Source organism: Streptomyces sp. NPDC042102 (assembly GCF_055582305.1).
Genome location: NZ_JBVJDL010000003.1, coordinates 281,275 through 305,878, shown reverse-complemented (window position 1 = coordinate 305,878; position 24,604 = coordinate 281,275). Strand labels below are relative to the sequence as shown.

Below are 24,604 nucleotides of genomic sequence, written 5' to 3'. Positions count from 1 at the left end.
GACATCAGGGCATCCCCCCAGTTCTTCCGGGGGGATATCAGGGTTGCGCCAGGGTAGAGCCGGATTCCTTAGCACGTGGCGGCCGGTCACCATGGAGCCATGACCGATCTGCACGCCTCCCCGCCGGCGGACCCCGCGCCGCCGCTCGACCGTCCGACGCTGCGCCGCAGCAGGCGCAACACCGTCGTCGCGGGCGTGTGCGGCGGCCTGGGGCGGCACTTCGACCTCGACCCGGTCATATTCCGGATCGTGCTCGCGGTGCTGACGGTGACGGGGGGCGTCGGTCTGATCTTCTACGGCTTCGCCTGGCTGCTGGTGCCGCTGGAGGGCGAGGAGGAGAACGAGGCGAAGAAGCTGCTGACCGGCCGGGTGGAAGGCGGCACGCTGGCCGCGCTGCTGGCCTCGCTGGTGGGCTGCGCGCTGTTCCTGTCGCTGCTGAACAACGGCGCGACGTCCGGTTTCACCGTGCTGTCGGTGGTCGCCGTCGGCGCCGCGGTCCACTGGGCGCAGCGGCGCCGCGGCGGCCGGCGCCCGGCCGCCGAGAGCGAGCCGGACGCCGCGCACATACGGGCGGCCGAGGCGCCGCCGGAGACCCAGGCGCCACCCGTGCCGGGCAGCCCTTCGTGGTGGCGGGACCCGTTGGTCAAGGACGGCACCACCGGTCACTCCCCCACGGGCTACCTGTGGGGTCCGGAGGAGGCCGGTACGGCGGACCGGCACGGCGCCGGCGCCGGGCGGAGTCCGCAGCCGCGGCCGTACCGGGCGCGGGGCGGCGGGATCGGCGGCCGGGTCTTCGTGCTCGCCGTCCTCGCCGGGGCGGCCGCCACGGCCTCCGTGTGGCACGGCCAGCCGCTGGGCCACGCCCTCCAGGTGGGACTGGCGGCCGCCCTGGCGGTGTTCGGTCTCGGACTGGCCGTCAGTTCGTTCACGGGCCGCACCGGGTTCGGCACCGTCGTGCTGTCGGTGGTCACCGCCGGCCTGCTGGCGGGGGCGGCCGCGCTGCCGCGGGACATCGGCACCGAATGGCGCGAGGTGACCTGGCGCCCGGCGTCCGTGGCCGAGCTGCGCCCGAGCTACGACGCGTCCAACGGGTACGCGATCTTGGACCTCAGCCGCCTCGACGTCCCCCGGGGCACCACCGTCGCGGTCGGCGCCTCGCTCGACGCGGGCAAGCTCAAGGTGATCGTGCCGCGCGAGGTCACGGCCCGGGCCGGCATCGAGATACGAGTGGGCGACGTACAGCTGCCCGGTGAGCGTGCGGACCGGCTCGAGCACCTGGGCAGGCACAGTCAGCACACGACCCTGAAGCCCGCTGCCGGCACCGAGGCCGGCGGGACGATCGAGTTGCGCCTGAAGACGGGCGTGGGACAGGTGGAGGTGGCCCGTGCGGCGTCATGAGTTCCAGCCGGGACGGCTGCTGGCGGGGCTGGTCCTGCTGACGGCGGGCGTGCTCTATCTGCTCGACGCGGGCGGCGAGGCGGACGTGCCGTGGTTCGTGGTGATCCCGATGACGATGGGCGGGCTCTCGCTCGCCACCCTGCTGGGCATCGTCACCTACGCCGTACGGCGCGACCGGCGCGACGGGATCAGCCGGTCCAGCCACGGGAGCGATCCGTCCTGAAGCATGGCATCCAGGGAGGGGGCGGCCGCCCCCGCCATGATCAACGGCAGCCAGGCCATCAGATAGATCAGATCGTTGCCGTAGTAGTAGGGCGTGACCTGCCAGCTCACGGTGAGCCACAGGCTCAGCGAGATCAGCGCACCGCCGGCGGCCGCCACCCGGGCGAACAGTCCCAGCAGGGTGGCGAGCCCCACCAGGAGTTCCCCGACGGCGATCGCCGCGCCGAAGCCGGCGGGGGCCTGCAGGGCCAGGTCGACCAGGGCCGGAACGGCTGAGCTGTCCCGCACCCCCTGCATGGTCTCGCCGATCGAGCCGGTGCCCGAGGCGGAGAGGAACGCGGAGTCGGTCAGCTTGTCCAGACCCGCGTAGACGAAGGTCACGCCGAGGAAGAGGCGCAGCGGCAGCAGCGCGTGCCGGGTCGCGCGGTCCCTGAGATCAGTGAGATTCACGTCCCATGTCTACCCCGGTCACTCACCGACGTCGATGGTGCAGCGGTTGGATTCCACCCCGGCCGCCGTGACGACCTGGATGTCGACCCGGCCGGGTTCCACATCGACCGGTACCGGCACGGTCAGCACCGTGTCGGACGGGTTGCTGAAGCCCCCCGCCACCGGCACCAGCGGCACGTGCACGTGCACCGCGCCGATCCGCACCACGAGGCGGGCCAGCATCTCCGGGGTGCCCGCGCCGGGCGGCAGGAAGCCGACGCCCCGGATCTCGATGTCGTCGCCGGTGCGGATGGCCGCGTCCAGGTCACCGGGCTCGCGGGTACGGACCACCGACAGCACCAGCGGACGGCTGCCCTCGGCGTACTTGGCCGCGAGGTAGACCGCCGCCGACAGGGCCACCAGCAGTGCCAGCGCCCACGGCAGCCGCGGCAGCCGGTCGGGGAAGCGGGCCAGCGACACGACCGCGAAGGCCAGCACCACGGTGGAGACCAGCACGTACTGGGCGTCGGAGAAGCTGCCGCGCCCGGCGTCGTCGGTGAGCAGGTCGGCGCCGCGCGGCCGGTCGGCGGGCAGCTTCTGCAGCCGCTGGCCCATGATCCGTACGGACACCACGCGCCGTACGAGCACCGCGACCCCGGAGGTCAGCGCGACGACGGTGAGCAGCGGCACCGCCCGCCACAGGTCCAGGCCCGCGAACAGGGCGGTCCGGTCCGTGCCGGGTGTGGAGGCGGCCAGCCGGACGGCGGGCAGCAGCGCCGCGAACGCGGTCAGCAGCAGCCAGGCGCCGGCCACCGCCTTGGAGGTGGAGAGCCGGTTGTCCTCGCCGACCAGCGGCGCGAGCAGCCCGCCCCGGACGGTCTGGGCCCGGGCGGCGACGGTGAGCAGGCCCGCCAGGACCACGGCGGCGAGCAGGCCGGCGGTCCGGGCGGCGCTCCAGCCGGTGCCGAGGGCGGTGCCGACCTGGACCAGCAGCAGCACCCCGGCGGCGATCCACACGGCGAGGACGGCCCGCCGTGACAGGACGTGCAGCCAGGAGTGGCCGGCCTCGCGGCCGCGGTCGGCGACGGTGCGGGCGGAGACGGTCAGTTCGTCGGAGACCCACTGCCGGGAGGCGCCGGCCGAGCGGGCCACGGCGGCGGGCAGGCCCTGGCCGGCGGCGAGTGCGTCGCGCCGTTCCAGGAAGGCGGTGACGGCGCGCCGGTGGCCCTCGCGGGCGCCGTGCGGGCAGTCGTCGCAGGTGCAGCCGCCGCCGTGCGTACTTCGGTGGATCTCTTGGACAGCCACGTGCGTGCCGCCTCTCTCACTACCGTGCTACTACCGTGCAAGTACCGGGCAATGCCGCGAATTGTGCACCACTGCGGCAGTGCTCCGGTTTGCGCACGATGTCAGAGCAGGTGATTAGCGGTTCATGATGTTGACGTCACGCGCTGCAGGAGCGGCTGGCAGTTGACCCAGGCGGCCAGGTCCGTGCCGAACCTTTCGCGGACGGCCACGGCCTCGTGGTGGTCCATCGCGGCCGGTTTCCCGGCCGCCCGCGCGATCAGCTGGACCCGGGCGGCGCGCTCCATCGCGATCAGCCACCAGGCGGCGGCGTCGACGGAATCCCCCACGGTCAGCAGGCCGCGGCCGGGCAGGACGAGGGCCTTGCGCGGTCCCAGCGCACGGGCGATCCGGGCCGCGTCGGCCGTGTCTGCGTAGCCCGGGAGCACCGCGTGGTCCTCGTAGAAGGCGCAGGCGTCCTCGCTGAGCGGGGCGAGCGGATCGCCGAGGGCGGCGAGCGCCGTGCCGTACGGAGTGGGGCTGTGGGCGACGGCCACGACGGCGGGCCGGGCCCGGTGGACGGCGGCGTGGACGGCGAACGCGAGCTGGTTCACGCGGCGTCCGCCCCGCACCACGCGGCCGTCCCCGTCGACCAGGACGAGGTCCCCGGCCGTCATACGGGTGAAAGAGCGGCCGAACGGATTGACCCAGTAACAGTCGCTATACTCCGGGTCCCTCGCGGTGAGGTGGCCCGCCACACCCTCCTCGTACCCGAGCTCCGCGAACAGCCGCAGCGCTGCGGCCAATCGTTCCTTCAGGTGGGCGCGCTCCTGCGCGGGGCTCTCGAAGCGGGGCGGCAGGTCCAGGGCGAGCCGCTCCACCGGTACCGGCGCCGGCGCCGGCGCCGGCCGCCCGCCCGGCGCGCCCGGTGCCCCGCCCGCCGCATCCGGTGCCGTATCCGGTGCCCCGCCCGGTGCCGTGCTCCCGGCCCTCTCGTCGGTCATGGCCCGCCCCTCCCCCGCCCCACGGCGTCGTCGGCGCGCACCGTACTTCGGCCCGCCCGAGGAGAACAGAGCCGCGCGGACGCCGAACGGCCGTGCCGCCGCCCCGTGGGTCACGGGACGGCGGCACGGCCGCGGTCGGAAGGCGGGGAGGGCCCTGTCGCGGGGCCCCGGGGCCTACTCCCACTCGATGGTGCCCGGGGGCTTGGAGGTGCAGTCCAGGACCACACGGTTCACGTCCGGGACCTCGTTGGTGATGCGGGTCGAGATCCGGGCGAGCACCTCGTACGGCATGCGCGTCCAGTCGGCGGTCATCGCGTCCTCGGACGAGACCGGGCGCAGCACCACGGGGTGGCCGTAGGTGCGGCCGTCGCCCTGGACGCCGACGCTGCGGACGTCAGCGAGCAGGACGACCGGGCACTGCCAGATCTCGCGGTCCAGGCCGGCCGCGGTGAGCTCGGCGCGCGCGATGGCGTCGGCCTCGCGCAGCAGGTCCAGGCGCTCCTTGGTGACCTCGCCGACGATCCGGATGCCCAGGCCCGGGCCGGGGAAGGGCTGGCGCTGGACGATCTCGTCCGGCAGGCCGAGCTCCTGGCCGACCATGCGGACCTCGTCCTTGAACAGCTGGCGCAGCGGCTCGACGAGCTGGAACTCCAGGTCCTCGGGCAGGCCGCCGACGTTGTGGTGGGACTTGATGTTCGCGGTGCCGGTGCCGCCGCCGGACTCGACGACGTCCGGGTACAGGGTGCCCTGGACCAGGAACTCGACCGGGGTCTCGTCGGGGGCCTCGGCGATGATCTCGGCCTGGGCCTGCTCGAAGACGCGGATGAACTCGCGGCCGATGATCTTCCGCTTCTCCTCGGGGTCCGAGACACCCTTGAGCGCGGTGAGGAATCGCTCCTGCGCGTCGACGACCTTCAGCTGGACACCGGTCGCGGCGACGAAGTCCTTCTCGACCTGCTCGGTCTCGCCCTTGCGCATCAGGCCGTGGTCGACGTAGACGCAGGTCAGCTGGGATCCGATGGCCTTCTGCACCAGGGCCGCGGCGACCGCGGAGTCCACGCCGCCGGACAGGCCGCAGATGGCGCGCTTGTCGCCGACCTGCTCGCGGATGGCCGCGATCTGCTCCTCGACGATGTTGCCGGTGGTCCAGGTGGGCTCCAGGCCGGCCCCGCGGTAGAGGAAGTGCTCCAGGACCTGCTGGCCGTGCGTGGAGTGCATGACCTCGGGGTGGTACTGGACGCCGTACAGCCGCTTCTCGTCGTTCTCGAAGGCCGCGACCGGCACGACGTTCGTCGAGGCGGTGACGGTGAAGCCCTCGGGGGCGGCGGAGCAGGCGTCGCCGTGCGACATCCACACCGACTGGTGCTCGGGGGTGCCCTCGAACAGGGTGGAGCCCGACTTGGAGACGCTCAGCGGGGTACGGCCGTACTCGCGGGCGCCGGTGTTGTCGACGGTGCCGCCGAGGGTGGTGGCCATCAGCTGGAAGCCGTAGCACATGCCGAAGACGGGGATCCCGGCCTCGAAGAGGGAGCGGTCCAGCTGCGGGGCGCCCTCCTCGTACACGGAGGACGGGCCGCCGGAGAGGATGATCGCCTTGGGGTTCTTGGCCAGCATCTCGGCCACGGGCATCGTGCTGGGCACGATCTCGCTGTAGACCCGGGCCTCACGGACGCGGCGGGCGATGAGCTGGGCATACTGCGCGCCGAAGTCGACAACGAGGACGACGTCCGGTGCGGCGGTGGGTGCTACTGGCACGGGGCGGCCTTCCGGCGGAAAGAGGGTTGTGTGTTGTCGATTCTAACGGGGGGCGCACCCCCGGCTTCGTCTCACCATCCGAACCGGGTTGGCCGGGAGGGGGACGGAAGGTAATAATCCGTTCCATGCGCAAGCAGCTGAGCTTCCTCTTTACCTATGGCACCGGTCGGTCCGGTCGCCATGGGTCCTTGTGATGCTCGCTTGAGCCACTGACTTCCCCGAGCGCCCCGGTCCGACAGGACCGGGGCGCTCGCGCGTTCCCGTCTCCTGGCGGCACCGGGCCCACACCCTTCAGGAGAGATCATGAGCACCGTCGCCACCACCCCCGAGCAGCTGATCGCCAGCTCCCGCGAGCGCATCGACGCCCTCGACGACCGGATCATCGGCCTGATCCAGGAGCGGATGGCCGTCTCGGCGGTCATCCAGGAGGCCCGGATCGCCTCCGGCGGCCGCCGGGTGCACCTGTCGCGCGAGATGGAGGTGCTCGCGCATTGGAGCGACGCCCTGGGCAAGCCGGGCACCACGCTGGCGATGACCCTGCTGGAGCTGTGCCGCGGCCGCGTATGAGGCGCGGGCGCCCCGCGAGCCGGGGTCGGGTGAGCCCGGCATCCCGCGAGCCGGCCCGCGTCCGTCAGCCGCGCGTTCGTCCGCTTGGCGTTCGTCACCCTTCCGGACCGTGACCGGCCCCGGGGCCCTTCGTTGGTGAGGTTGTCACGCGTGGCTCCGCCGCAGCGATGAGACGCCGTTCATGGAGCGTGCGTCGTGGGACCTCGCTGCGGCGCGTGACCGGACGGCAGGGGACAGCAGCCCGGTCACCTCACGAGGACGGCCGGCCCGGGGACGCCCGGGCCGGCCGTTCTCTTCACCTCTGCGTCTGCCTACGACACCGGTACGTGCTCACGCGCGCCCGGCGGACCGGCGGCGCACCCCCACGTACAGCGCACCGCCGACGATCACCGCAGCCGCCGCGCCCAGCGCGACCGGGCCGACGGAGCTGCCGGTGGAGGCCAGGTTGCCGCCCGCGCCACCGGCGGCGGACGGGCCGGAGGCCACGACCGGGGAGGCCGAGGCCGACGCCGACGCCGAGGCGGACGGGGACGGGGAGGCCGAAGCGGAGGCCGAGGCGCTCGGGCTCGGGCTCGCGCCGTCCTTGACCTCGACCACGAACGGGGTCGTGTTGTTGACCGTGACCGGGTCGAAGACGTGCGGCTTGGTGCCCGTCGCCGTCGGCTCGCCGACGGTCACGGAGCCCTTGGCGTTCGCGACGGCCTTCTCGATCTTCATCACGAAGCGCCAGTCGTACTTGCCGTTCGCCGACGCCACGAGTCCGGCGTCGCAGAAGTAGCGCGGCGCGCCGGGCTGCTCCCTGCGGTCGCTGCCGTCGGCGTTGACCGCGCGGCAGTTCGGCGGCACCTCGGTGATCTTGATGCCGTCCGGGACCACGATGTCGGTACGGGCCACGCTCTCGCCGGAGCTCAGGTAGCTGATCCAGGCCGGGCCCTTGTTGCGGAAGCCGAGCTCGGCCGCGATCGTGTCGCCCGCCTTGCCGGACTGGGAGAACGCGATCGCCTCGAAGTCGGCCTTGTTGGCCTTGGCGGTGAAGTCGAAGGTCCGCTCGTTGTCGACCGGGTTCAGGTCGGTCTGCTCGGCCGCGCCGAAGAACCGGCGGTCCTCGCCGGCCGACTTCGCCTGGACGGGGGCCTGGGCCTTGACGGCCATGAGCTTCTTGCCGGTGGCCGGCTGCTTGCCCGGGGTCTTGTCCTGGTCCTTGACCGGCGCGGGGTCCGGGACGACGCCGTACCGCAGCCGGTCCTTGTACGCCTTCTCGGTCACCTTGAGGTGCAGCGGGGAGTCGGGGGAGAGCTGGTAGGACTCGCCGGGCAGGAACTCGCCCTCGACGAGGCAGACCGTGCGGGTGTCCACCGGGGCACCGCGCTCCTCGCTGCGGCAGTTGTCGTACACCTCCGCCAGCTCCAGGCCGTACGAGGTGTCCAGCTCCAGCGCGATCGACTTCGCGGGCAGCGTGCCGCGGTTGGCGAACGCCAGCGGGAGGGCCTGGCGGTCGCCCGCCTTCACCTCGGAGGTGAGCTTCAGCTCGTCCACGACCAGGTCGGGGCCGCCGACGGTCACCTTGGTGGTGACGGGCGTGATGGTCGCGCCGGCCACCTTGCCGGTGACGGCGATGTCGCCGCTCGCGCCGTTCCTGCTGCCCTGGGCGGCGGCGACCAGCAGGTCGAAGCGGCTGCTCTTCGCGTCGCCCCCGATCGACAGGTCCTGCTGCTTGCAGACGATCGTGGCGCCGCTCGGGGCGCACTTGGGGTTGGGCTTGGCCGGGTCGAGCCGGACCGAGGCCACCCCGGCGACCTTGCTGAGGTCGAACGTGATGGTGAATTCACCGGCGAAGCTGTTGCCGACGCCGACGTAGTCCAGGTTGTAGCGAAGGCTCTTCTCCTTCGGAGCCCCCGTCTCCGGGTGGGGCTGGAGCACGGCGTTGGCGGGGCCGCTCAGCGGGAAGACGCGGTCCGCGGCGTGCGCCGGTGCGGTCAGGCCGACGCTCAGGGCGGTCAACCCTGTAGCGGCCAGCAGGGAGATGCGCTTGTCCATGAACGTCGAGACTGCTGAAGGCGGGTCACAGTTGCACACTTTGCGACGTGACGGGCATCACATGCAACCATCCGGACTGATCACCTGTCACTTATGTACGCAGCGGCGGGTTCTGCCCTCGGAGGGGGAGCGCAGAACCCGTCGCCGCGACACGTGTCACGTCCTCTTCGGCACCTCGGGCACGGGCAGCAGCAAAGGCAGCCGCAGCGCCCCGAACGCGTCCTTCGGAACCGCCGGAGCGACCGGCTCCACCGCCACGAGCCGCTCGTACGCCGCCCCCTGCGCGGGCCGCGGATCCGCCTCGCCCTTGTTCGGCCAGAACGCCATCGCGCGCTCCGCCTGGGCCGTGATCGTCAGCGACGGGTTGACGCCGAGGTTCGCCGAGACCGCCGAGCCGTCCACCACGGAGATGCCCGGGTGGCCGTGGAGGCGGTGGTACGGGTCGACCACGCCCTCCTCGGCGCTCGCGCCGATGGGGCAGCCGCCCAGGAAGTGCGCGGTCAGCGGGGTGCCCACCAGCTCGCCGACGTTGCTGCCGGGGAAGCCGTTGATCTCCTCGGCCAGCAGGGTCGCCGCCCGGGTGGCCTCCTCGATCTGGGTCGGGTTGGGCGCTCCGTGGCCCTGCCGGGCCGTCAGCAGCCCCTTGCCCAGGCCCCGCGGCTTGCGGTAGGTGGTCAGCGAGTTGTCCAGGGACTGCATGACCAGGCCGATGATGGTCCGCTCCGACCAGCGCCGGTTGGACAGCGAACGCATCAGCTGGACCGGGTGGGTCGCGGTCCTGGCCAGCCAGGCCAGCACCCGGTGCTTGCCGTACGGCACCTGGAGGACCGTCATGAACCCCATCGCGTTCGAGCCCTTGCCGTAGCGCACCGGCTCGATGTGGGTGTCGGCGTTGGGGTGGACGGAGGAGGTGATGGCCACGCCCCGCGTGAAGTCGGCGCGGCCGGTGCCGCCGTGCCGCTTGCGGTAGCGGCGGTCGTCGGTCTGCGCGCCGACGATCCCCTCGGAGTTGGTCCGGGTCAGATCGCCCAGGCGGCCCGAGATCCGCGGCAGCTCGCCCCGGTCCTTCATCGTGTGCAGCAGCGTCTGGGTGCCGTACGTACCGGCGGCGACGACCACGTACCGGGAGCGCAGCACCTTGGCCCGGCCCTTGCGGCGGTGGTCGGTGGGCACGGTGCGGACCCGGTAGCCGCCGTCGGGGTGCTCGGAGAGCGCGGTGACGGTGGTCATCGGGTGGATGACCGCGCCGGCCCGCTCCGCCAGGTGCAGGTAGTTCTCGTTGAGGGTGTTCTTCGCCCCGTGCCGGCAGCCGGTCATGCACTCGCCGCACTCGGTGCAGGCCCGCCGGGCCGGTCCGGCACCGCCGAAGTACGGGTCGGGGACCTCCTCACCGGGCCGGACCCGGCGCGCGGCCGCGCCGCCGGCACCCGTGCCGGCCGCCTCCCCGGTGTCCTCGGCGCCCGTGGTGTCGCCGGCGTCCTTGGCATCCCTGGCGTCCCTGGCATCCTTGCCGTCGCCGAAGAAGACGCCGACCGGGGCCATGTGGAAGGTGTCGCCGACGCCCATCTTCTCGGCGGCGGCCAGCAGGTGCTCGTCGGAGGGGGTCATGGTGGGGTTGAGCCGGACCCCCAGCATGCGCTGGGCCTGGTCGTAGTACGGGGCCAGCTCCTCCTGCCAGTCGGTTATGCCCGCCCACTGCCGGTCCTGGAAGAAGGCGGCGGGCGGCACGTACAGGGTGTTGGCGTAGTTGAGCGAGCCGCCGCCGACCCCGGCGCCCGCGAGCACCATCACATTGCCGAGCAGGTGGATGCGCTGGATCCCGAACAGCCCGAGGGCCGGGGCCCACAGGTAGTTGCGCAGGTCCCAGGAGTTCTTGGGCAGGTCCGCGCGCGCGAAGCGGCGGCCGGCCTCCAGGACGCCGACCCGGTAGCCCTTCTCGGTCAGCCGCAGGGCCGACACCGAGCCGCCGAAGCCGGATCCGATGACGATGACGTCGTAGTCGTACCCGTGGTCGTCCACCGGTTCCCGTCCTCTATCGCAGTCGGAGCGCCTTCATGACGCGCAGACTGCGGGTCATGAAGGCGGCGTACTTGTCGTCGGTCATGCCCAGCGAGGGCGCCATCGGCAGCAGCCGCTGGTGGGCGACGGTCTGGGCCTCGGTGTACTTGAGGATTCCCTCGGAGCCGTGCCGGCGGCCGAGACCGGAGTCCTTCATGCCGCCCATCGGCGCCTGGGCGCTGCCGTACGCCGGGGCGTAGCCCTCGTTGATGTTGACGGTGCCCGTGCGCAGCCGGGCCGCGACGGCGTGGCCGCGGCGGGCGTCCTTGGTCCACACGCTGGAGTTGAGCCCGTACGCCGTGGCGTTGGCCTGGGCGATGGCCTCGTCCTCGTCGGTGAACCGGTAGATGGCGACGACCGGGCCGAAGGTCTCCTCGGCGCACACCGCCATCGGCGCCTCGACGCCGTCGAGGATGGTCGGCTCGTAGAAGAGCGGGCCGAGGTCCGGGCGGGCGACACCGCCGGCCACGAGCTTGGCGCCCTTCTCCACGGCCTCCTCGACGTGGCGCCGGACGGTCTCCAGCTGGCGCTCGCCGACGAGGGAGCCCATGTCCGCCCCGTACGCGAGGGCGCTGCCCAGGCGCATGGCCCTGGTCCGGGCCGCGAACCGCTCGACGAAGGCGTCGGCGACGGAGGCGTGGACGTAGAGCCGCTCGATGGAGATGCACAGCTGGCCGGCGGAGGAGAAGCACGCGCGCACGGCTCCGGCGGCGGCCTTCTCGATGTCGGCGTCGTGCAGCACGAGCATGGCGTTCTTGCCGCCGAGCTCCAGCGATACGCCGACCAGGCGGGCGGCGGCGCCCTGCGCGACCTCGCGGCCGGTACGGGTGGAGCCGGTGAAGGAGACGTAGTCGGCGTGCCGGACCACCTCGGGGCCGACGACCGGGCCCTCGCCGATCACGATCTGGAACACCTCGGCCGGCAGTCCGGCCTCGATGAGCAGCTCACGGGCCCACAGGGCGGTCAGCGCGGTCTCGGTGTCGGGCTTCATGACGACCGCGTTGCCGGAGACGAACGCGGGCAGCGCGTCGCCGACCGACAGCTCCAGGGGGTAGTTCCAGGGGGCGATCTGGCCGACGACCCCGCGGGGCTGGCGCAGCTCGGTGACCTTGGTCAGGGTCGGCATGGCGCCGGTGTGGTGCTTGGGGCGCAGGTAGGCGGGGGCCTTGCGGCCGTAGTGGCGGGCGGCGACGGCGACGGCCTGGACCTCTTCGTGGGCGTGCAGGCGCGCCTTGCCGGTCTCCAGCTGGATCAGGTCGAGGACCTCGGCCTGGCGGGCGAGGACCAGGTCGTGGAAGCGCAGCAGGACCGCCGCCCGCTGCCGTACGGGGACGGCGGCCCAGGCACCCTGCGCGGCGCGGGCCCGGTCGAAGGCGGCGGCCACGTCCTCGGGCGTGGCCTCGGGCAGGTCCGCCAGCTTGTCCCCGGTGAAGGGGGTGTGGTTGGCGGTGCGGCCGGAGCCGATGACTCCGCGGGTCAGCCGGGTGACCAGCTCAGGGGTCACGACGTCGGCGGCGGTGCGGACACCCGCCGGGGTGGGGGCCGAGGGATTGGTGAAGGCAGGCGCCTGCGAGACCGTCATGGCGGTGAGCGTATGCCGACGGCGAGCCTTTGGGTACCCGCCGGTAACCCGAATTTACGTTTCCGCCAGTGATCGCTGGCAGAAATGACCCGATCAGGGTGAAGCGGACCCTCCGGCGGGCTCCCAGCCCCGCAGGACGATGTCGAACTGCTCCCGCATCGTGGTCCAGTCCGACGCCGGGCCGGCCATGTAGATGCCGTACTCGGTGCCGTCCGGCGCGTAGTACATCTGCTCGATCAGCCGCCGCGGGCCGGGGTGCCCCTGCTTCTCGGTCCAGGTGAACTCCCACAGCGCGGACTTCTCCTGGCCGCGGAAGGTGTTCTGGTTCAGCCACTTGCGCTGGTAGTCCGTCCGTTCCTTGACCTGCCGCTCCAGGTCCAGGAGGTGCGCGTACGGATTGACGTGGTCGGGCGTCTTGTCGACGCCGATGCGGATCTTGTGCTTGCCGTTGTCGGGGGTGTAGTCGATCTGGTCCCCGTCCGTCTGCCGCCGCCAGCCGTCGGGCACGAACAGCGTGAACCCCTCCGGGTCCTTCACCCGCTGCCAGCCGGCCGGGACCGGGGCCCCGCTCTCGGAGGCCTTGCCCTCGGCGGCCTTGCCGTCGGTGGACGCGCCGGCCGTCGTACCGCCGCCGCTGCCCCCGTCGGCACCCGTCTCGGTCATCTTGAGCACGCCGAACACCCCGGCGCCGCCGAGCACCGCCGCCACCAGGGCGACCAGTGCGGCCCGGCGCACCCGGCCCGCGCCGCCGCCGCGCACCGGCGGGACCGCGGCCCCGCCGGAGTCCTCGATCCGCGCGGTGGCCACGCCCCGGGTGCCGGACACGCCCGCGGCAGCGCCGGACGCCGGCGGCTCCACGGCGCTCCGGGTGCTCCCGGCGGCCGCGGCCGGCCGGTCACCGGCGCGTTCCTCCGGGCCGATCGTGCGGGTCGGGACGTACGCCTGGGCGGCCTTCGGCTCGCGGCCCTCCATCGCCTCGATCAGCATCCGCTCGGCCTCGGCCGCCGACGGCCGCTCGGCCGGGTCCTTGCGCAGCAGCGCGGTGATCACCGGGCCGAGCGCCCCCGCCTGCCGCGGGGCGGGCGGTTCGTCGTTGACCACGGCCGCCAGGCTGGAGATGGGCGAGGTACGGCGGAACGGCGAGCGGCCCTCGACGGCCGTGTAGAGGGTGGCGCCCAGCGACCACAGGTCGGACGCCGGGTCGGGGGCTCCGCCGGTGACCCGCTCGGGGGCCAGGTAGTCGATGGAACCGACGAGTTCGCCGGTGCGCGTGATGGAGGAGTCGCCCTCGATCGCGGCGATGCCGAAGTCGGTGAGGAGCACCCGGCCGTCCCTGGCCAGCAGCACGTTGCCGGGCTTGACGTCCCGGTGCAGCACGCCCACCTTGTGCGCGGCGCGCAGCGCGCCCAGGACGTGCAGTCCGATCCGGGCCGCCTCCCGCGGCTCGATCCGGCCGGCCTCCTTGGCGGCGTCCGCGAGCGAGGGGCCGTCGATGTACTCCATGACGATCCACGGCCGGTCGTCGTGCTCGAAGACGTCGTGCAGGGTGACGACGGCCGGATCCGCGATCCGGGCCGCGGCCCGCGCCTCCTTCTGCGCACGGGCGTGCAGCACCGCCCGCTCGGCCTCGGCGACGTACAGACCCGCCGTCAGCTCCTTGACGGCGACCGTCCGGTTCAGCAGCTCGTCGTGCGCGCGCCAGACCCTGCCCATGCCGCCTCTGCCGATGGACTCGACGAGCCGGTACCGGCTCACGAGCACGGCGCCCGCACCTGTCCTGTTTTCCACGAAACCCCGCCACTGTTGTGCACTCCCGGCCAGATTACGGAGCGGTCGGGCGATGCTGGAACCGGACGGGCGCGGTGAGACAGCACTGTGACGCAATTGCCGTAGTGACTCTCCGTCAGCGGCCGGGCTTGTAACTCCCCGTGGCCTTTTCGAAGACCTCGGTGACCTTGGACTCCCCGTCCTGCGGCCCCGTCACCATGACGACGTGGTAGCGGCCGCCGAGCGCGACGACGTAGTTGCGGGCGTAGACGCTGCGTCCGTTGCCGTCGATCCAGGTGTACTGGCCCTCGGCGATGAGCTGCTGGCCGACCGTGGTCGTCCGGATGCCCCGCGAGGTGACCCAGGTGGAGGACCGGAACGGCTCCAATTCGCGTTCTTTGTCCTTCTGGTACGCGGCCGGGTCGGGCTTGCCCTCGACGGCGTCGCGCCCGGGGACCACGATCAGGTGGTGGTCCCCGTTGGTGTAGCGGACCTGTCCCATGTCGTTGATCGGCCGCCGGTCCCAGCCCTCGGGGACGACGATCTGGAAGCCCTCGGGGTCCTGGGCGGTGGTGAATCCGGGCGGGGCCGTCTGGGGGGCCGGCTTGGACTCGGGCGCCGCCGACGGCGTACCGCCCGTGCCGCCCGTGCTGCCCGTGCCGCCGGCGGGGGCCGAGGGGGGCGGCTGGGACGCCTGCGGCGTGGTGCGTACCGGGGCCGGGCCGCGGTCGGCGACCGGGTCGGTCGGGCCGGCCTTGGGCATGAACACCATCGCGTAGGCCACCGCCCCGGCGAGCGCCAGCAGGATGGACACCAGCAGGGTCCGGCCGAGCGCACGGGGCCCGCGGCGGCGCGGCTGGGGGGCGCCGCGGTGGCGGCCGTGGGAGAGGTCGGCGCGCCGGCGTACGACGGGCAGCCGGGCCGGGTCGGGCGCCGGGAGCGCTATCACGTCCGTGGCGCCCTCGGGTTCGGGCGCCGACCGTACGAGACTGCGCAGCCAGCCGCGCAGCTCCTCGAAGTCGGGCCGCTCGGTGGGGTCCTGGCGCAGCAGGGACTCCACGACCGGCCGCAGCGGACCGCACTCCTCCGCGAAGGCGGGCGGCTCGGCACAGACCATCTCGACGAGTTCGGCGGTGCTGTCCTCGGGGTAGGGGGCGTGGCCCTGGACGGCCCGGTAGAGCAGGGCACCCAGGGCCCACAGGTCGGTGGCGGGCCCGACGGGTGCGGCCAGCTGCCAGTTCCCGTGGACGGGGCCGGCCTGTTCGGGCGCCCACCGCTCGGTGACGGGACCGACGACGGCCATCCGGGTCTGCCGGGCCCGCTCGGCGGCCAGCGCGGTCGCGGGACCGGTACGGGCGCGGGGTCCCTCGGCGTCCCAGCCGCCACGAGGCGGGAGGGGGACGGGCACGGGGGCGGGTGCGGGCGCGGGGGCGGAGGCCGGCAGGGGCGCGGGGGCCGGGTCCGGGGCCGGGTCGGGGTCCGCCTGGTGGTAGCCCTGCGGGAGGGCGAGGGGAGCGCGCGGCCCGGAGGGTACGGCCGGCAACGGCGGCCGCGTCTCGTCCGGCGCGCCGTACGGATACGAATACCCCCGCGGCAGGTTGGAGCCCTCGGGGCGCGGCTCGGGCCGCAGCTCACGGCGGGCGGCGGCCTGGGCACCGGCCCGGTAGGCGGCGATGGCGCCACCGGAGCGGGCGGCCCGCGGGTCGGGGCGCGCGGGACCGCCGTTCTCCGGCCGGGGACCTGCCGCCGGGCCGGGGTCCGGGGGCGACCCGGCCCCTTCCGGGAGCGGCAGGGGCCGCTGCTCCGGGCCGGGAGCGGGGTCCGGCTCCCGCTCCGGGACGATCTGGTCGGCGTACAGCGGCCCGGTCACCTGCCGGGGCAGCGGCGCGGTGTCGTACCCGGGTGCCACCAACGGGGCGTATCCGGGGCCGGTGTTCCCGCCGCCGGGCCGGGGGGACCCGGCGTCGTCCGCGTGGTCCGGGGCACCGTGGCCGGGACCGCCGTGGGCGGGGTCGTCGTGGGCGGGGTCGTCGTGGGCGGGGTCGTCATAGCCGGGACCGCCGTATGCGGGACCGTCGTAGCCGGGACCGCCGTATGCGGGACCGTCGTAGCCGGAACCACCGTGGCCGGAACCGAAGGACGGCGGGGCGCCGAAGTCGGCGTGGTCCGGGTCGCCGTAGCCCGCCGCGCTGCCCCAGCCGGCCGACGCGGGGACCGGGTCGTAGCCGCAGAGGGCCTCCTCGGCGGCGCCCGCCGCCAGGCCGGTCAGGACCACACGGCCGTCGTCGCAGACCAGGACCGTGCGGACGGTGATGTTGCGGTGCGTCCAGCCGTGCGCGTGCAGGACCCGCAGCGCGGTCAGGACGTCCGAGGCGACCTCCGCCGCCCGGTACGGGCTCAGCGGCTGGTCGGCGACGAGCGCGGCCAGCGGGCGCGCGGGGACGAGTTCGCTCACTATCCACAGCGAGCCGCCCTCGGCGAACACGTCGAACACCTGGTCCAGGCGCGGGTGGTCGGGGATCCGGGCCGCGGCCTGCGCGGCCTCGATGGCCCGCCGGACGGCCGGCAGGTCCCCCGGGGAGACCACCTCGGGCGCCCGGTGCCCGTCGAGCAGCTCCGCGTCGACGACCTCGGGTAACGGCACCTGCCGGACCAGCACTTCCTGCCCGCTGCGGGTGTCGAAGGCGCGGGTCTCGACGAGCTCCTGGTCGTCGGACGGCGGCACCGGCAGACGGTAGCGTCCGGCCAGGATCCGGCCCGCGTAGTCGTCCACTTCGCCTCCCCCGAGTGCGGTGTCCCCCCATGCCCCGCCGACACGATACGTCGCCGGGGCCGCCCGCGTCCCGGGCCTGCCTCAGTCCGCCCCGTCGGGGTGACCGCTCAGTCCACGATCTGGAAGGTCTCGAACGCCGTGTTCCGGATCTGGGTGCACTCGGCGCCGTCCCACTGGTCCGCGGCGCAGCTGATCATGATCGCGTAGCCGTGCGTCGCGTCCACCTTGAAGCCGCGGTTGAGGACGCGCACCTTGATCCCGTTGTGCTCCCGCTCGAACTCCCAGTCCGCGACGGTCGGGTAGTCCCGGTACGTCGTGGCCCGGATGCCGAGCAGGCGGTACCCGCTGCTGGTCCTGCCGGTCGACCGCTCGCCCAGCTCCCAGGCCAGCTTGGCGTCGTTCTTCGGGCTGTTGGTGTAGTCCACCTGGATCCGCGGGAAGCCGCCGTCGCGGCTGTGTATGGCGCCGGAGTTGTCCCCGGCTATGCCGGTCTGGTGGAAGCCCTCCGGCATGTACATCGAGAAGTGGAACTTGGTGGAGGTGATCTGGACGTAGCCCGCAGGCGCACCGCCGCCCGTGCCGGGGCCGGGCGGCGGGGTGCCGCCGCCCGGGACGCCGATGCCCGCGTCCTGACCGGGCGTCTGCCCCTGGCCCTGACCCTGGCCCTGACCCTGGCCCTGGCCCTGGCCCTGGCTCTGGCCCTCTCCCTGGCCCTGGCCCTGGGTGGCGGCGCCGTCCGGGGCCGGGGAGGATCCCCCGCCCTTGCCGTTGCCGGCGCCGTTGCCCGCGCTGGCGCCCGGGGACGGGTTGCCGGACGCGGTCGCTCCGCCGCCCTTGGCACCCTTGCCCTTGTCCTTGTCGTCCCCGCTGAAGGCGTACACGATGAGCCCGCCGACCACGGCCAGCACGACCACCACCGCGGCGATCGCCAGCGCGATGGTGCGGCGCGGCATCACGTCGGTGAGCGGGGCGGCGACCGGTGCCTGACGTCGGCCCAGGCCGGCGCCGACGGTCGGCGCCGCCGGGTCGGCCGGGGCCTCGGCGGCCGAGGCGGTGGCGACGGCGGCGGCCTTGGCCTCCTCGGCGGCCTTGCGGGCCGCCTTCAGCGCGGCGCGGGCCCGGTCGCGCTGCTCGCGCTCGCGGCGCTCGCGCTCCTTGCGCTCCGCCCGATCCGCCTCCTTGGCCGCCTTCTCGGCCTCCTTGGCCGCCTTCTCCGCCGCCCGTTCGGCCGCCTTGAGGGCCGCGGCCTTCTCGGCGGCCTCCTTGGCCTCGGCGAGCGAGATCTGCCGGGTCTCCTCGACCGCCGGGACCGGCTCCGCCTCGGGCGCGTCGATGACGGCGGTCAGCAGAGCGCGGGCACCGGCGTCGTCGAGGCGCTGGGCGGGATCCTTGGCGAGCAGGCCGTAGATGACCTCGGTGAGCGGACCCGCGTTCCTCGGCGGGTCGACCTGCTCGGTCATCACCGCGGTGAGGGTGGCGAGGGCGGAGCCCTTGTCGTACGGCGGGGAGCCCTCGACGGCGGCGTAGAGCAGGCCGCCGAGGGACCACATGTCGGCGGGCGGGCCGGGCTTCTGGCCGCGGGCGCGCTCCGGCGCGATGTACGAGGGGGCGCCGACGAGCATGCCGGTGGAGGTGACCGAGGGGTCGCCCTCGACCTGGGCGATGCCGAAGTCGGTGAGGACCACGCGTCCGCTGTCCGCTATGAGGACGTTGGAGGGCTTCACGTCGCGGTGCAGGATGCCTTCGCCGTGGGCGTCCTTGAGCACGTCGAGCACGGCGAGGCCGACCTCGGCGGCGCGCCGGGGCGTGAGGGTGCCGCGCTCGCGGATGTACTCGGCGAGCGAGGGGCCCTCGATGAGCTCCATGACGATCCAGGGGCGGGCGTCCTCGTCGACGACGTCGTAGACGGTGACCGCGCCGGCGCTGCGGATCCGGGCGATGGCCTTGGCCTCGCGCAGGGTGCGCGTGATCAGGCGGCGCTTCTCGTCCTCGTCGACGCCGTTGCCGAAGCGCAGTTCCTTGACGGCGACGGTACGGCCGAGCGTCTCGTCGACGGCACGCCAGACGGTGCCCATGCCGCCCTTGCCGAGCACGGACACCAGCCGGTACCGGCGCGCGAGCAGCCGGCCCTCGTCCTCGCCGGTGTCCTTGGTGACGCCCTTGACGCCTGTCGCCCCGTCACCGGCCCTGCCGTCCTTGCGGCCTGCCGCGTCGGCGGGGCGGGCGTCCTTGGGCGCGGCGGCCGCGGCGGTCGCGGCGGTCGCGGGGGCGGCCGGGACGCCGTCCTTGCGGTCGGCGTCGCGCGCGCCGGAGCGCTGCTTCACCAGCGGCGGGACGGCATCGGTGAGGTCTTCGAGCTCTTCGTCGTCGGCGGCGGGAGCATCCGAAGGCCTGGACGTCGCGGCGGCCTTGCCGTCATCGGCGGAACGCTGCTTCACCAGCGGCACGGCACCGGCCGTCCCGGATTCCGGTTCCGTCGTCGCGACGGCGTCCGCACCGCCCTCGGGGGCCGGTGACGTCGCGCCGTCGGCCGTCCCGCCACCGTCCCCGGAACGCTGCTTCACCAGCGGCACCTTGTCCGCCGACGGTGTCGTCGTGGGCTCCTGTTCCGGGGCGTCAGCTGCGGAAGCGACGGAGTCTCCCGGCGTACGTGTGTGCTCCGGTTTCGACATGCGTCCCCTCCGCAATCGTGGCACCGTGTCCGGCCGGCCCGCCAGCCGTCTGGGCCCGGGCGTAACCAGCCTTGGCCGAACCCTCATTGTTCCTCACTCCGCAACGGACGGGTGCCACGGGTGTCCGGTTCCCCGGTCAGATCGGGACGATGTCCGGAGCGCCCAGGCGTGCCGCGTCCGCCGTCTGGTCGTCCGGCTGCCGCTGCGACTCGCGTTCCGCCTGGACCCGCTTCTCGTAGTGCTCCACCTCCTTCTCGATCTGCTGCTTGTCCCAGCCCAGGACCGGCGCCATCAACTCCGCGCACTCCCGCGCCGACCGCGTCCCGCGGTCGAAGGTCTCGATCGAGATCCGCGTCCGCCGGGTCAGGACGTCGTCGAGGTGCCGCGCACCCTCGTGGGAGGCCGCGTAGACGACCTCGGCCCGCAGGTAGTCCTCCGCCCCGGTGAGCGCCTCCCCCAGGCTCGGGTCCGCCGCGATCAGATCCAGCAGTTCCTCCGTCAGCGCGCCGTACCGGTTCAACAGGTGCTCCACGCGCACCACATGGAGTCCGCTGCGCGCGGCGATCCGGGCCCGCGCGTTCCACAGCGCGCGGTAGCCCTCCGCGCCCACCAGCGGGATGTCCTCGGTGACGCACTCCGCGACCCTCTGGTCGAGCCCGTGCACCGCCTCGTCGACCGCGTCCTTGGCCATCACCCGGTACGTCGTGTACTTGCCGCCGGCCACGACCACCAGCCCCGGCACCGGGTGCGCCACCGTGTGCTCGCGCGACAGTTTGCTCGTGGCGTCCGACTCGCCGGCCAGCAGGGGCCGCAGGCCCGCGTACACCCCCTGCACGTCGTCCCGGGTCAGCGGCACGGCGAGGACGGAGTTCACGTGGTCCAGCAGGTAGTCGATGTCCGCGCTGGACGCGGCCGGGTGCGCCTTGTCCAGGTCCCAGTCGGTGTCGGTGGTGCCCACGATCCAGTGCCGGCCCCACGGGATGACGAAGAGGACGGACTTCTCCGTGCGCAGGATCAGGCCGGTCGCGGAGTGGATGCGGTCCTTGGGGACGACCAGGTGGATGCCCTTGGAGGCCCGGACGTGGAACTGCCCGCGCTCCGCGATCAGCGCCTGCGTGTCGTCCGTCCACACCCCCGTCGCGTTCACGACCTGCTTCGCGCGGATCTCGTACTCCCCGCCGCCCTCCACGTCCTGGACGCGCGCGCCGACCACCCGTTCGCCCTCACGGAGGAATCCGATCACCCTCGCCCGGTTGGCGCAGTGCGCCCCGTACGCCGCCGCGGTGCGGACCAGCGTGGCCACGTAGCGCGCGTCGTCCATCTGGGCGTCGTAGTACTGCAGAGCGCCCACCAGCGCGTCCTTGCGCAGGCACGGCGCCACCCGCAGGGCGCGCCCGCGCGAGAGGTGCCGGTGGACCGGCAGGCCCCGGCCGTGGCCGCTGGAGACCGACATCGCGTCGTACAGCGCGACGCCGGAGCCCGCGTAGATGCGCTCCCAGCCCCGGTGCTGGAGCGGATAGAGGAACGGCACGGGTTTGACCAGGTGCGGGGCGAGCCGCTCCAGCAGCAGCCCCCGCTCCTTGAGGGCCTCGCGCACCAGCGCGAAGTCGAGCATCTCCAGGTAGCGCAGGCCGCCGTGGATGAGCTTGCTCGACCGGCTGGACGTGCCCGAGGCCCAGTCCCGGGCCTCGACCAGCCCCGTCGAGAGGCCTCTGGTCGCCGCGTCGAGCGCGGTGCCGGCGCCCACCACGCCCGCACCCACCACCAGCACGTCGACCTCGCGTTCCGCCATTCGGGCGAGCGCCTCGGCGCGCTGCGCGGGTCCCAGTGTCGCTGTCCTCACCGCTGCCTCCCGTTGGTGCGGGTGATCCCGCTCACATCCCCCTTGGCCATGATTCTGACGGGACGCCCCGACATCAGCCACCGCCTGTGGACAACACAATGATCGCCACCAGTCCACAATGCCGCAGATCGGTCATATATACGCCTAGTCTGACATAGCGCCAACTCCCTCTCTCCACAGGACTTGCGCGTTCAGCCCTCTCATGTCAGGGAAAGGGACGGCACCCCATGCCCGCAGATCTCGCCGTCATCGGACTGGGCCATCTCGGCCTCCCACTCGCCCAGGCCGCCGTCGCCGCCGGCATCGCGACCGTCGGCTACGCGGCCGGACCGGCCACCGACACCCCCCTCACCGCCGCCGAGATCCGCCGGATGTCGGCGGGCGGCTTCCGGGTCACCACCAACGCCGCCGAACTCGGCCGGGTCCGCACGGCCGTCATCTGCGCACCCACCCGCCTCGGCCCGGACCGCGCCCTCGACCTCGGGGCCGTCGGCGAGGCGGCCCGGGCGCTGGCCGGCCGGCTGCGCCCGCACACCACCGTGATCCTGGAATCGGCCGTCCACCCGGGCGTCACCGAGGACTTCCTGCGCCCGATCCTCGAAGAGGGCTCGCGGCTGCGGGCCGGCCGGGACTTCCACCTGGCCTACTCCCCCAGCCGCTTCGACCCCGGCAACCGGACGCACACCTTCACCAACACCCCGAAGGTGATCGGGGGCCTCACCCCCGCCTGCACCGAGTCGGCGGCCGCCTTCTACGCCCGCCTGACCGACAAGGTGGTCCGGGCCCGCGGCCTGCGCGAGGCCGAGACGGTCCAGCTGCTGGAGACCAACTACCGGCACGTCAACATCGCCCTCATGAACGAGATGGCGGTGCTCTGCCACGACCTCGGCGTGGACCTGTGGGACGTCGTCCGCTGCGCAGAGACCAAGCCCTACGGCTTCCAGGCCTTCCGCCCCGGCCCCGGCGTCGGCGGGCACGGCGTCCCCCTCGACCCCAACTACCTCCCCCACACCACCCGCACCCCCGGCCACCCCCTGCGCATGGTGGGCCTGGCCCAGGAGATCAACGGCCGGATGCCCCAGTACGTCATCCAGCGCAGCGCCGCCCTGCTCAACGAGCACGGCAAGTCCGCGCGCGGCGCCCGCGTCCTGCTCCTCGGCGTCACCTACAAGCCCGACCTCGCCGACCAGGAGGGCGCCCCGGCCCGCGAGATCGCCAGCCGCCTGCTCGACCTCGGCGCGCTGATCAGCTACCACGACCCGTACATCGCGGGGTGGCGGGTGCGCGACCACCCCGTCCCCCGTGCCGAATCCTTGTACGAGGCCGCGGCCAACGCCGACCTGACGATCCTGCTCCAGCAGCACCGCACGTACGACCTCCAAGGTCTCGCGGTGAAGGCCCAGTTGCTCCTGGACACCCGCGGCGCCAGTCCGGTGGGCGCGGCGCACCGACTCTGACCGACCCCTCCCCCCGCCCCGCAGCCGGGGAAATCCCCCACCGGATGTCGGTGGCTGCTGCTAGCCTGCGGCGTCACTTATCTCGCGCATACATTCGTAGGAGCGCATGCGCGTCCGATCCCTTGGGGGGGATTTCTCCATGAGCCAGCAGTTCCAGCCTCCGGCGCCCGACTCCCAGACCCCGGCCGGCTTCGGCGCCCCGGTCGCGCCGGCCCGCCGCGGCAACGTCGGCCTCGGCATCGTGGCCGCCGTCGTCGCCGCCCTCATCGCGGCCGGCGCGTACGGCGGCATCATCGGCGCCACCGAGTACGAGATCGGCTACGCCGCGCTCGGCGTCGGCTTCCTGATCGGCCTGGCCTCGGGCAAGATCGGCGGCTCCAACCCGGTCCTGCCGGTCGTGAGCGCGCTGCTCTCCCTCGGCGCCGTCTACGGCGGCCAGCTGCTGGGCACCGCCATCATCGGCGCGAAGGTCGCCCCGGTCGGCGCGTTCGAGCTGCTCACCCAGCACTTCGCCCTGGTGCAGGAGGCCTGGACGGAGGAGACCAGCCCGATCTCGCTGGCCTTCTTCGCGATCGGCGCCGTCGTCGCGTTCCAGACGGCCCGCAAGACCGCCGCCTGACCCACCGCGCCGCGCCGGGTCCCGTCCCCGCCCCCGCGAGGGGGCGCGGCGCACGGGACCCGGACCGTCCGCCGGCTCCGCCACATCACCGGCAGCCCGGTAGACCACCGCTGAACTGCGAAAACCCTGTTGCCGGGAACGGCAGCGGCCATATGATCCGCGCGTGTCCGCACTTCCCTCCACCGGCCGGCCCGTCTTCGAACCCACCGAACGCGTCCCGGCCCTCGCCGCACTCCGCTCCGCCGTCACCGACCGCCGATGGGACGCCGTCGCCGCCGCCTTCGAGGCCCTGCCCGACGAGGACGACCGCGTCCAGGCCTGTCGGACCGTGGCCGAGACCCCGGGCGCGGAAACGTTCCTGCGCCAGGTCGCCGACCAGCGCCCCGGCGACCCGCTGCCGCGCACCCTGCTGGCCCAGCGGCTCGTCCAGGCGGGCTGGGACGTCCGTACCGCGGCCCGGGCCGAGCACGTCTCGCGCCGCCAGTTCGACGCGTTCTTCGCCCACCTGCGGCAGGCCGAGCAGCTGCTCATCGACGTCTGCGCCGAGTACCCGGCGTACGGCCTGGCCTGGTACGTGCGCATCATCACCGGGCGCGGTCTGGAGCTCGGCCAGAGCGAGACCCGGCGCCGCCACGACCGCCTCGCCGAGCACCACCCGCACCACTACTCCGGCCAGCTCCAGCTGCTCCAGCAGCTGTGCCCCAAGTGGGGCGGCACCTGGGAGGCAGCCGACGCCTTCGTCCGGGACGCCGTCGCGAAGGCGCCGGAGGGGAGCCCGAACGGCGCGCTGGTCGCCGTCCTCCAGATGGAGCGCTACCTGGAGCTGACGGAGAAGGAGAGCAAGCAGGCCGCCGAACGCCACCTGCGCGACCCCGGCGAGCACGCCCGCCTGGTCGACGCCGCCCGCCGCTCCGTCCTGCACCCCGCCTTCCGCCCCGACAGCCACCAGGCGGTCGGCGCCCACAGCGCCTTCGCCGCCGCCCACTCGGTGGCAGGCCGCCCCGCGGACGCCGCCCCGCACTTCCGCGCCCTGGGCGACCACGCCAGTGAGTTCCCGTGGGGATACGTCGGCAACGGCGACCACGAGGCCGCCTTCGTCCGCCACCGAAAGACCGCCCTGGCCAAGGGCTGAGGAACACG

General features: G+C 73.6%; 17 protein-coding genes. 6 read left to right on the top strand and 11 right to left on the bottom strand.

Going from position 1 to position 24,604, the window contains the following annotated elements; all coding sequences use genetic code 11:
• Positions 1 to 99 precede the first annotated feature (99 nt).
• Together ACZ6KO_RS14710 and ACZ6KO_RS14705 are read left to right on the top strand one after the other, a co-directional pair.
• The gene (locus ACZ6KO_RS14710) at positions 100 to 1,398 is read left to right on the top strand and encodes a PspC domain-containing protein (protein ID WP_469304347.1); all 1,299 of its coding nucleotides are present in this window, start codon (positions 100 to 102) and stop codon (positions 1,396 to 1,398) included.
• Positions 1,385 to 1,621 (top strand): hypothetical protein, encoded by a 237-nt coding sequence (locus tag ACZ6KO_RS14705; protein ID WP_469304346.1) that lies wholly within the window; start codon positions 1,385 to 1,387, stop codon positions 1,619 to 1,621. Before ACZ6KO_RS14710 ends, ACZ6KO_RS14705 begins: the two co-directional genes overlap by 14 nt.
• On the opposite strand, the gene ACZ6KO_RS14700 is transcribed toward ACZ6KO_RS14705, so the two are convergent.
• The 4 genes from ACZ6KO_RS14700 to guaA all read right to left on the bottom strand — a co-directional run bounded on the left by ACZ6KO_RS14700 (position 1,555) and on the right by guaA (position 6,089).
• The gene (locus tag ACZ6KO_RS14700) at positions 1,555 to 2,070 is read right to left on the bottom strand and encodes a DoxX family protein (RefSeq protein WP_469304345.1); all 516 of its coding nucleotides are present in this window, start codon (positions 2,068 to 2,070) and stop codon (positions 1,555 to 1,557) included. The two genes, ACZ6KO_RS14705 and ACZ6KO_RS14700, sit on opposite strands and share 67 nt — an antisense overlap.
• A gap of 18 nt (positions 2,071 to 2,088) precedes the next feature.
• On the bottom strand, positions 2,089 to 3,354 hold the full coding sequence (locus ACZ6KO_RS14695; protein ID WP_469304344.1) for a hypothetical protein: 1,266 nt from the start codon (positions 3,352 to 3,354) through the stop codon (positions 2,089 to 2,091).
• Positions 3,355 to 3,476: 122 nt separating this feature from the next.
• Complete coding sequence (locus ACZ6KO_RS14690; protein ID WP_469304343.1) at positions 3,477 to 4,334, bottom strand: class II aldolase/adducin family protein; 858 nt, start codon at positions 4,332 to 4,334, stop codon at positions 3,477 to 3,479.
• Between the two features lie 174 nt (positions 4,335 to 4,508).
• A complete protein-coding gene (guaA, locus tag ACZ6KO_RS14685; protein ID WP_469304342.1) occupies positions 4,509 to 6,089 on the bottom strand; it encodes a glutamine-hydrolyzing GMP synthase in 1,581 nt (526 codons plus the stop codon).
• 303 nt (positions 6,090 to 6,392) lie between these two features.
• Here guaA and ACZ6KO_RS14680 point away from each other — a divergent pair, with 303 nt between their 5' ends.
• Positions 6,393 to 6,656, top strand: coding sequence for a chorismate mutase (locus tag ACZ6KO_RS14680; protein WP_469304341.1), 264 nt, complete (start codon positions 6,393 to 6,395; stop codon positions 6,654 to 6,656).
• 330 nt (positions 6,657 to 6,986) lie between these two features.
• Here ACZ6KO_RS14680 and ACZ6KO_RS14675 read toward each other — a convergent pair whose 3' ends face one another.
• The 7 genes from ACZ6KO_RS14675 to ACZ6KO_RS14645 all read right to left on the bottom strand — a co-directional run bounded on the left by ACZ6KO_RS14675 (position 6,987) and on the right by ACZ6KO_RS14645 (position 21,388).
• Positions 6,987 to 8,693 (bottom strand): hypothetical protein, encoded by a 1,707-nt coding sequence (locus ACZ6KO_RS14675; RefSeq protein ID WP_469304340.1) that lies wholly within the window; start codon positions 8,691 to 8,693, stop codon positions 6,987 to 6,989.
• A gap of 156 nt (positions 8,694 to 8,849) precedes the next feature.
• Complete coding sequence (locus ACZ6KO_RS14670) at positions 8,850 to 10,712, bottom strand: GMC oxidoreductase (RefSeq protein WP_469304339.1); 1,863 nt, start codon at positions 10,710 to 10,712, stop codon at positions 8,850 to 8,852.
• A gap of 13 nt (positions 10,713 to 10,725) precedes the next feature.
• The gene (locus ACZ6KO_RS14665; RefSeq protein ID WP_469304338.1) at positions 10,726 to 12,333 is read right to left on the bottom strand and encodes a succinic semialdehyde dehydrogenase; all 1,608 of its coding nucleotides are present in this window, start codon (positions 12,331 to 12,333) and stop codon (positions 10,726 to 10,728) included.
• Between the two features lie 93 nt (positions 12,334 to 12,426).
• Positions 12,427 to 14,094: a serine/threonine-protein kinase gene (locus ACZ6KO_RS14660; RefSeq protein WP_469304337.1), complete on the bottom strand. Its 1,668-nt coding sequence runs from the start codon at positions 14,092 to 14,094 to the stop codon at positions 12,427 to 12,429.
• Between the two features lie 142 nt (positions 14,095 to 14,236).
• Positions 14,237 to 16,873, bottom strand: a complete 2,637-nt coding sequence (locus tag ACZ6KO_RS14655; RefSeq protein WP_469304336.1) for a protein kinase — start codon at positions 16,871 to 16,873, stop codon at positions 14,237 to 14,239.
• 107 nt (positions 16,874 to 16,980) lie between these two features.
• The gene (locus ACZ6KO_RS14650; RefSeq protein ID WP_469304335.1) at positions 16,981 to 19,437 is read right to left on the bottom strand and encodes a serine/threonine-protein kinase; all 2,457 of its coding nucleotides are present in this window, start codon (positions 19,435 to 19,437) and stop codon (positions 16,981 to 16,983) included.
• Positions 19,438 to 19,681: 244 nt separating this feature from the next.
• The gene (locus ACZ6KO_RS14645; protein WP_469304334.1) at positions 19,682 to 21,388 is read right to left on the bottom strand and encodes a glycerol-3-phosphate dehydrogenase/oxidase; all 1,707 of its coding nucleotides are present in this window, start codon (positions 21,386 to 21,388) and stop codon (positions 19,682 to 19,684) included.
• A 227-nt stretch (positions 21,389 to 21,615) separates the two neighbouring features.
• Here ACZ6KO_RS14645 and ACZ6KO_RS14640 point away from each other — a divergent pair, with 227 nt between their 5' ends.
• The 3 genes from ACZ6KO_RS14640 (at position 21,616) to ACZ6KO_RS14630 (ending at position 24,596) form a co-directional block, all read left to right on the top strand.
• On the top strand, positions 21,616 to 22,845 hold the full coding sequence (locus ACZ6KO_RS14640) for a nucleotide sugar dehydrogenase (RefSeq protein WP_469304333.1): 1,230 nt from the start codon (positions 21,616 to 21,618) through the stop codon (positions 22,843 to 22,845).
• A gap of 139 nt (positions 22,846 to 22,984) precedes the next feature.
• A complete protein-coding gene (locus ACZ6KO_RS14635; RefSeq protein WP_401452480.1) occupies positions 22,985 to 23,464 on the top strand; it encodes a hypothetical protein in 480 nt (159 codons plus the stop codon).
• A 163-nt stretch (positions 23,465 to 23,627) separates the two neighbouring features.
• Entirely contained in the window at positions 23,628 to 24,596 is a 969-nt protein-coding gene (locus tag ACZ6KO_RS14630) for a hypothetical protein (protein WP_469304332.1), read from the top strand.
• The last annotated feature ends 8 nt before the right edge of the window (positions 24,597 to 24,604 follow it).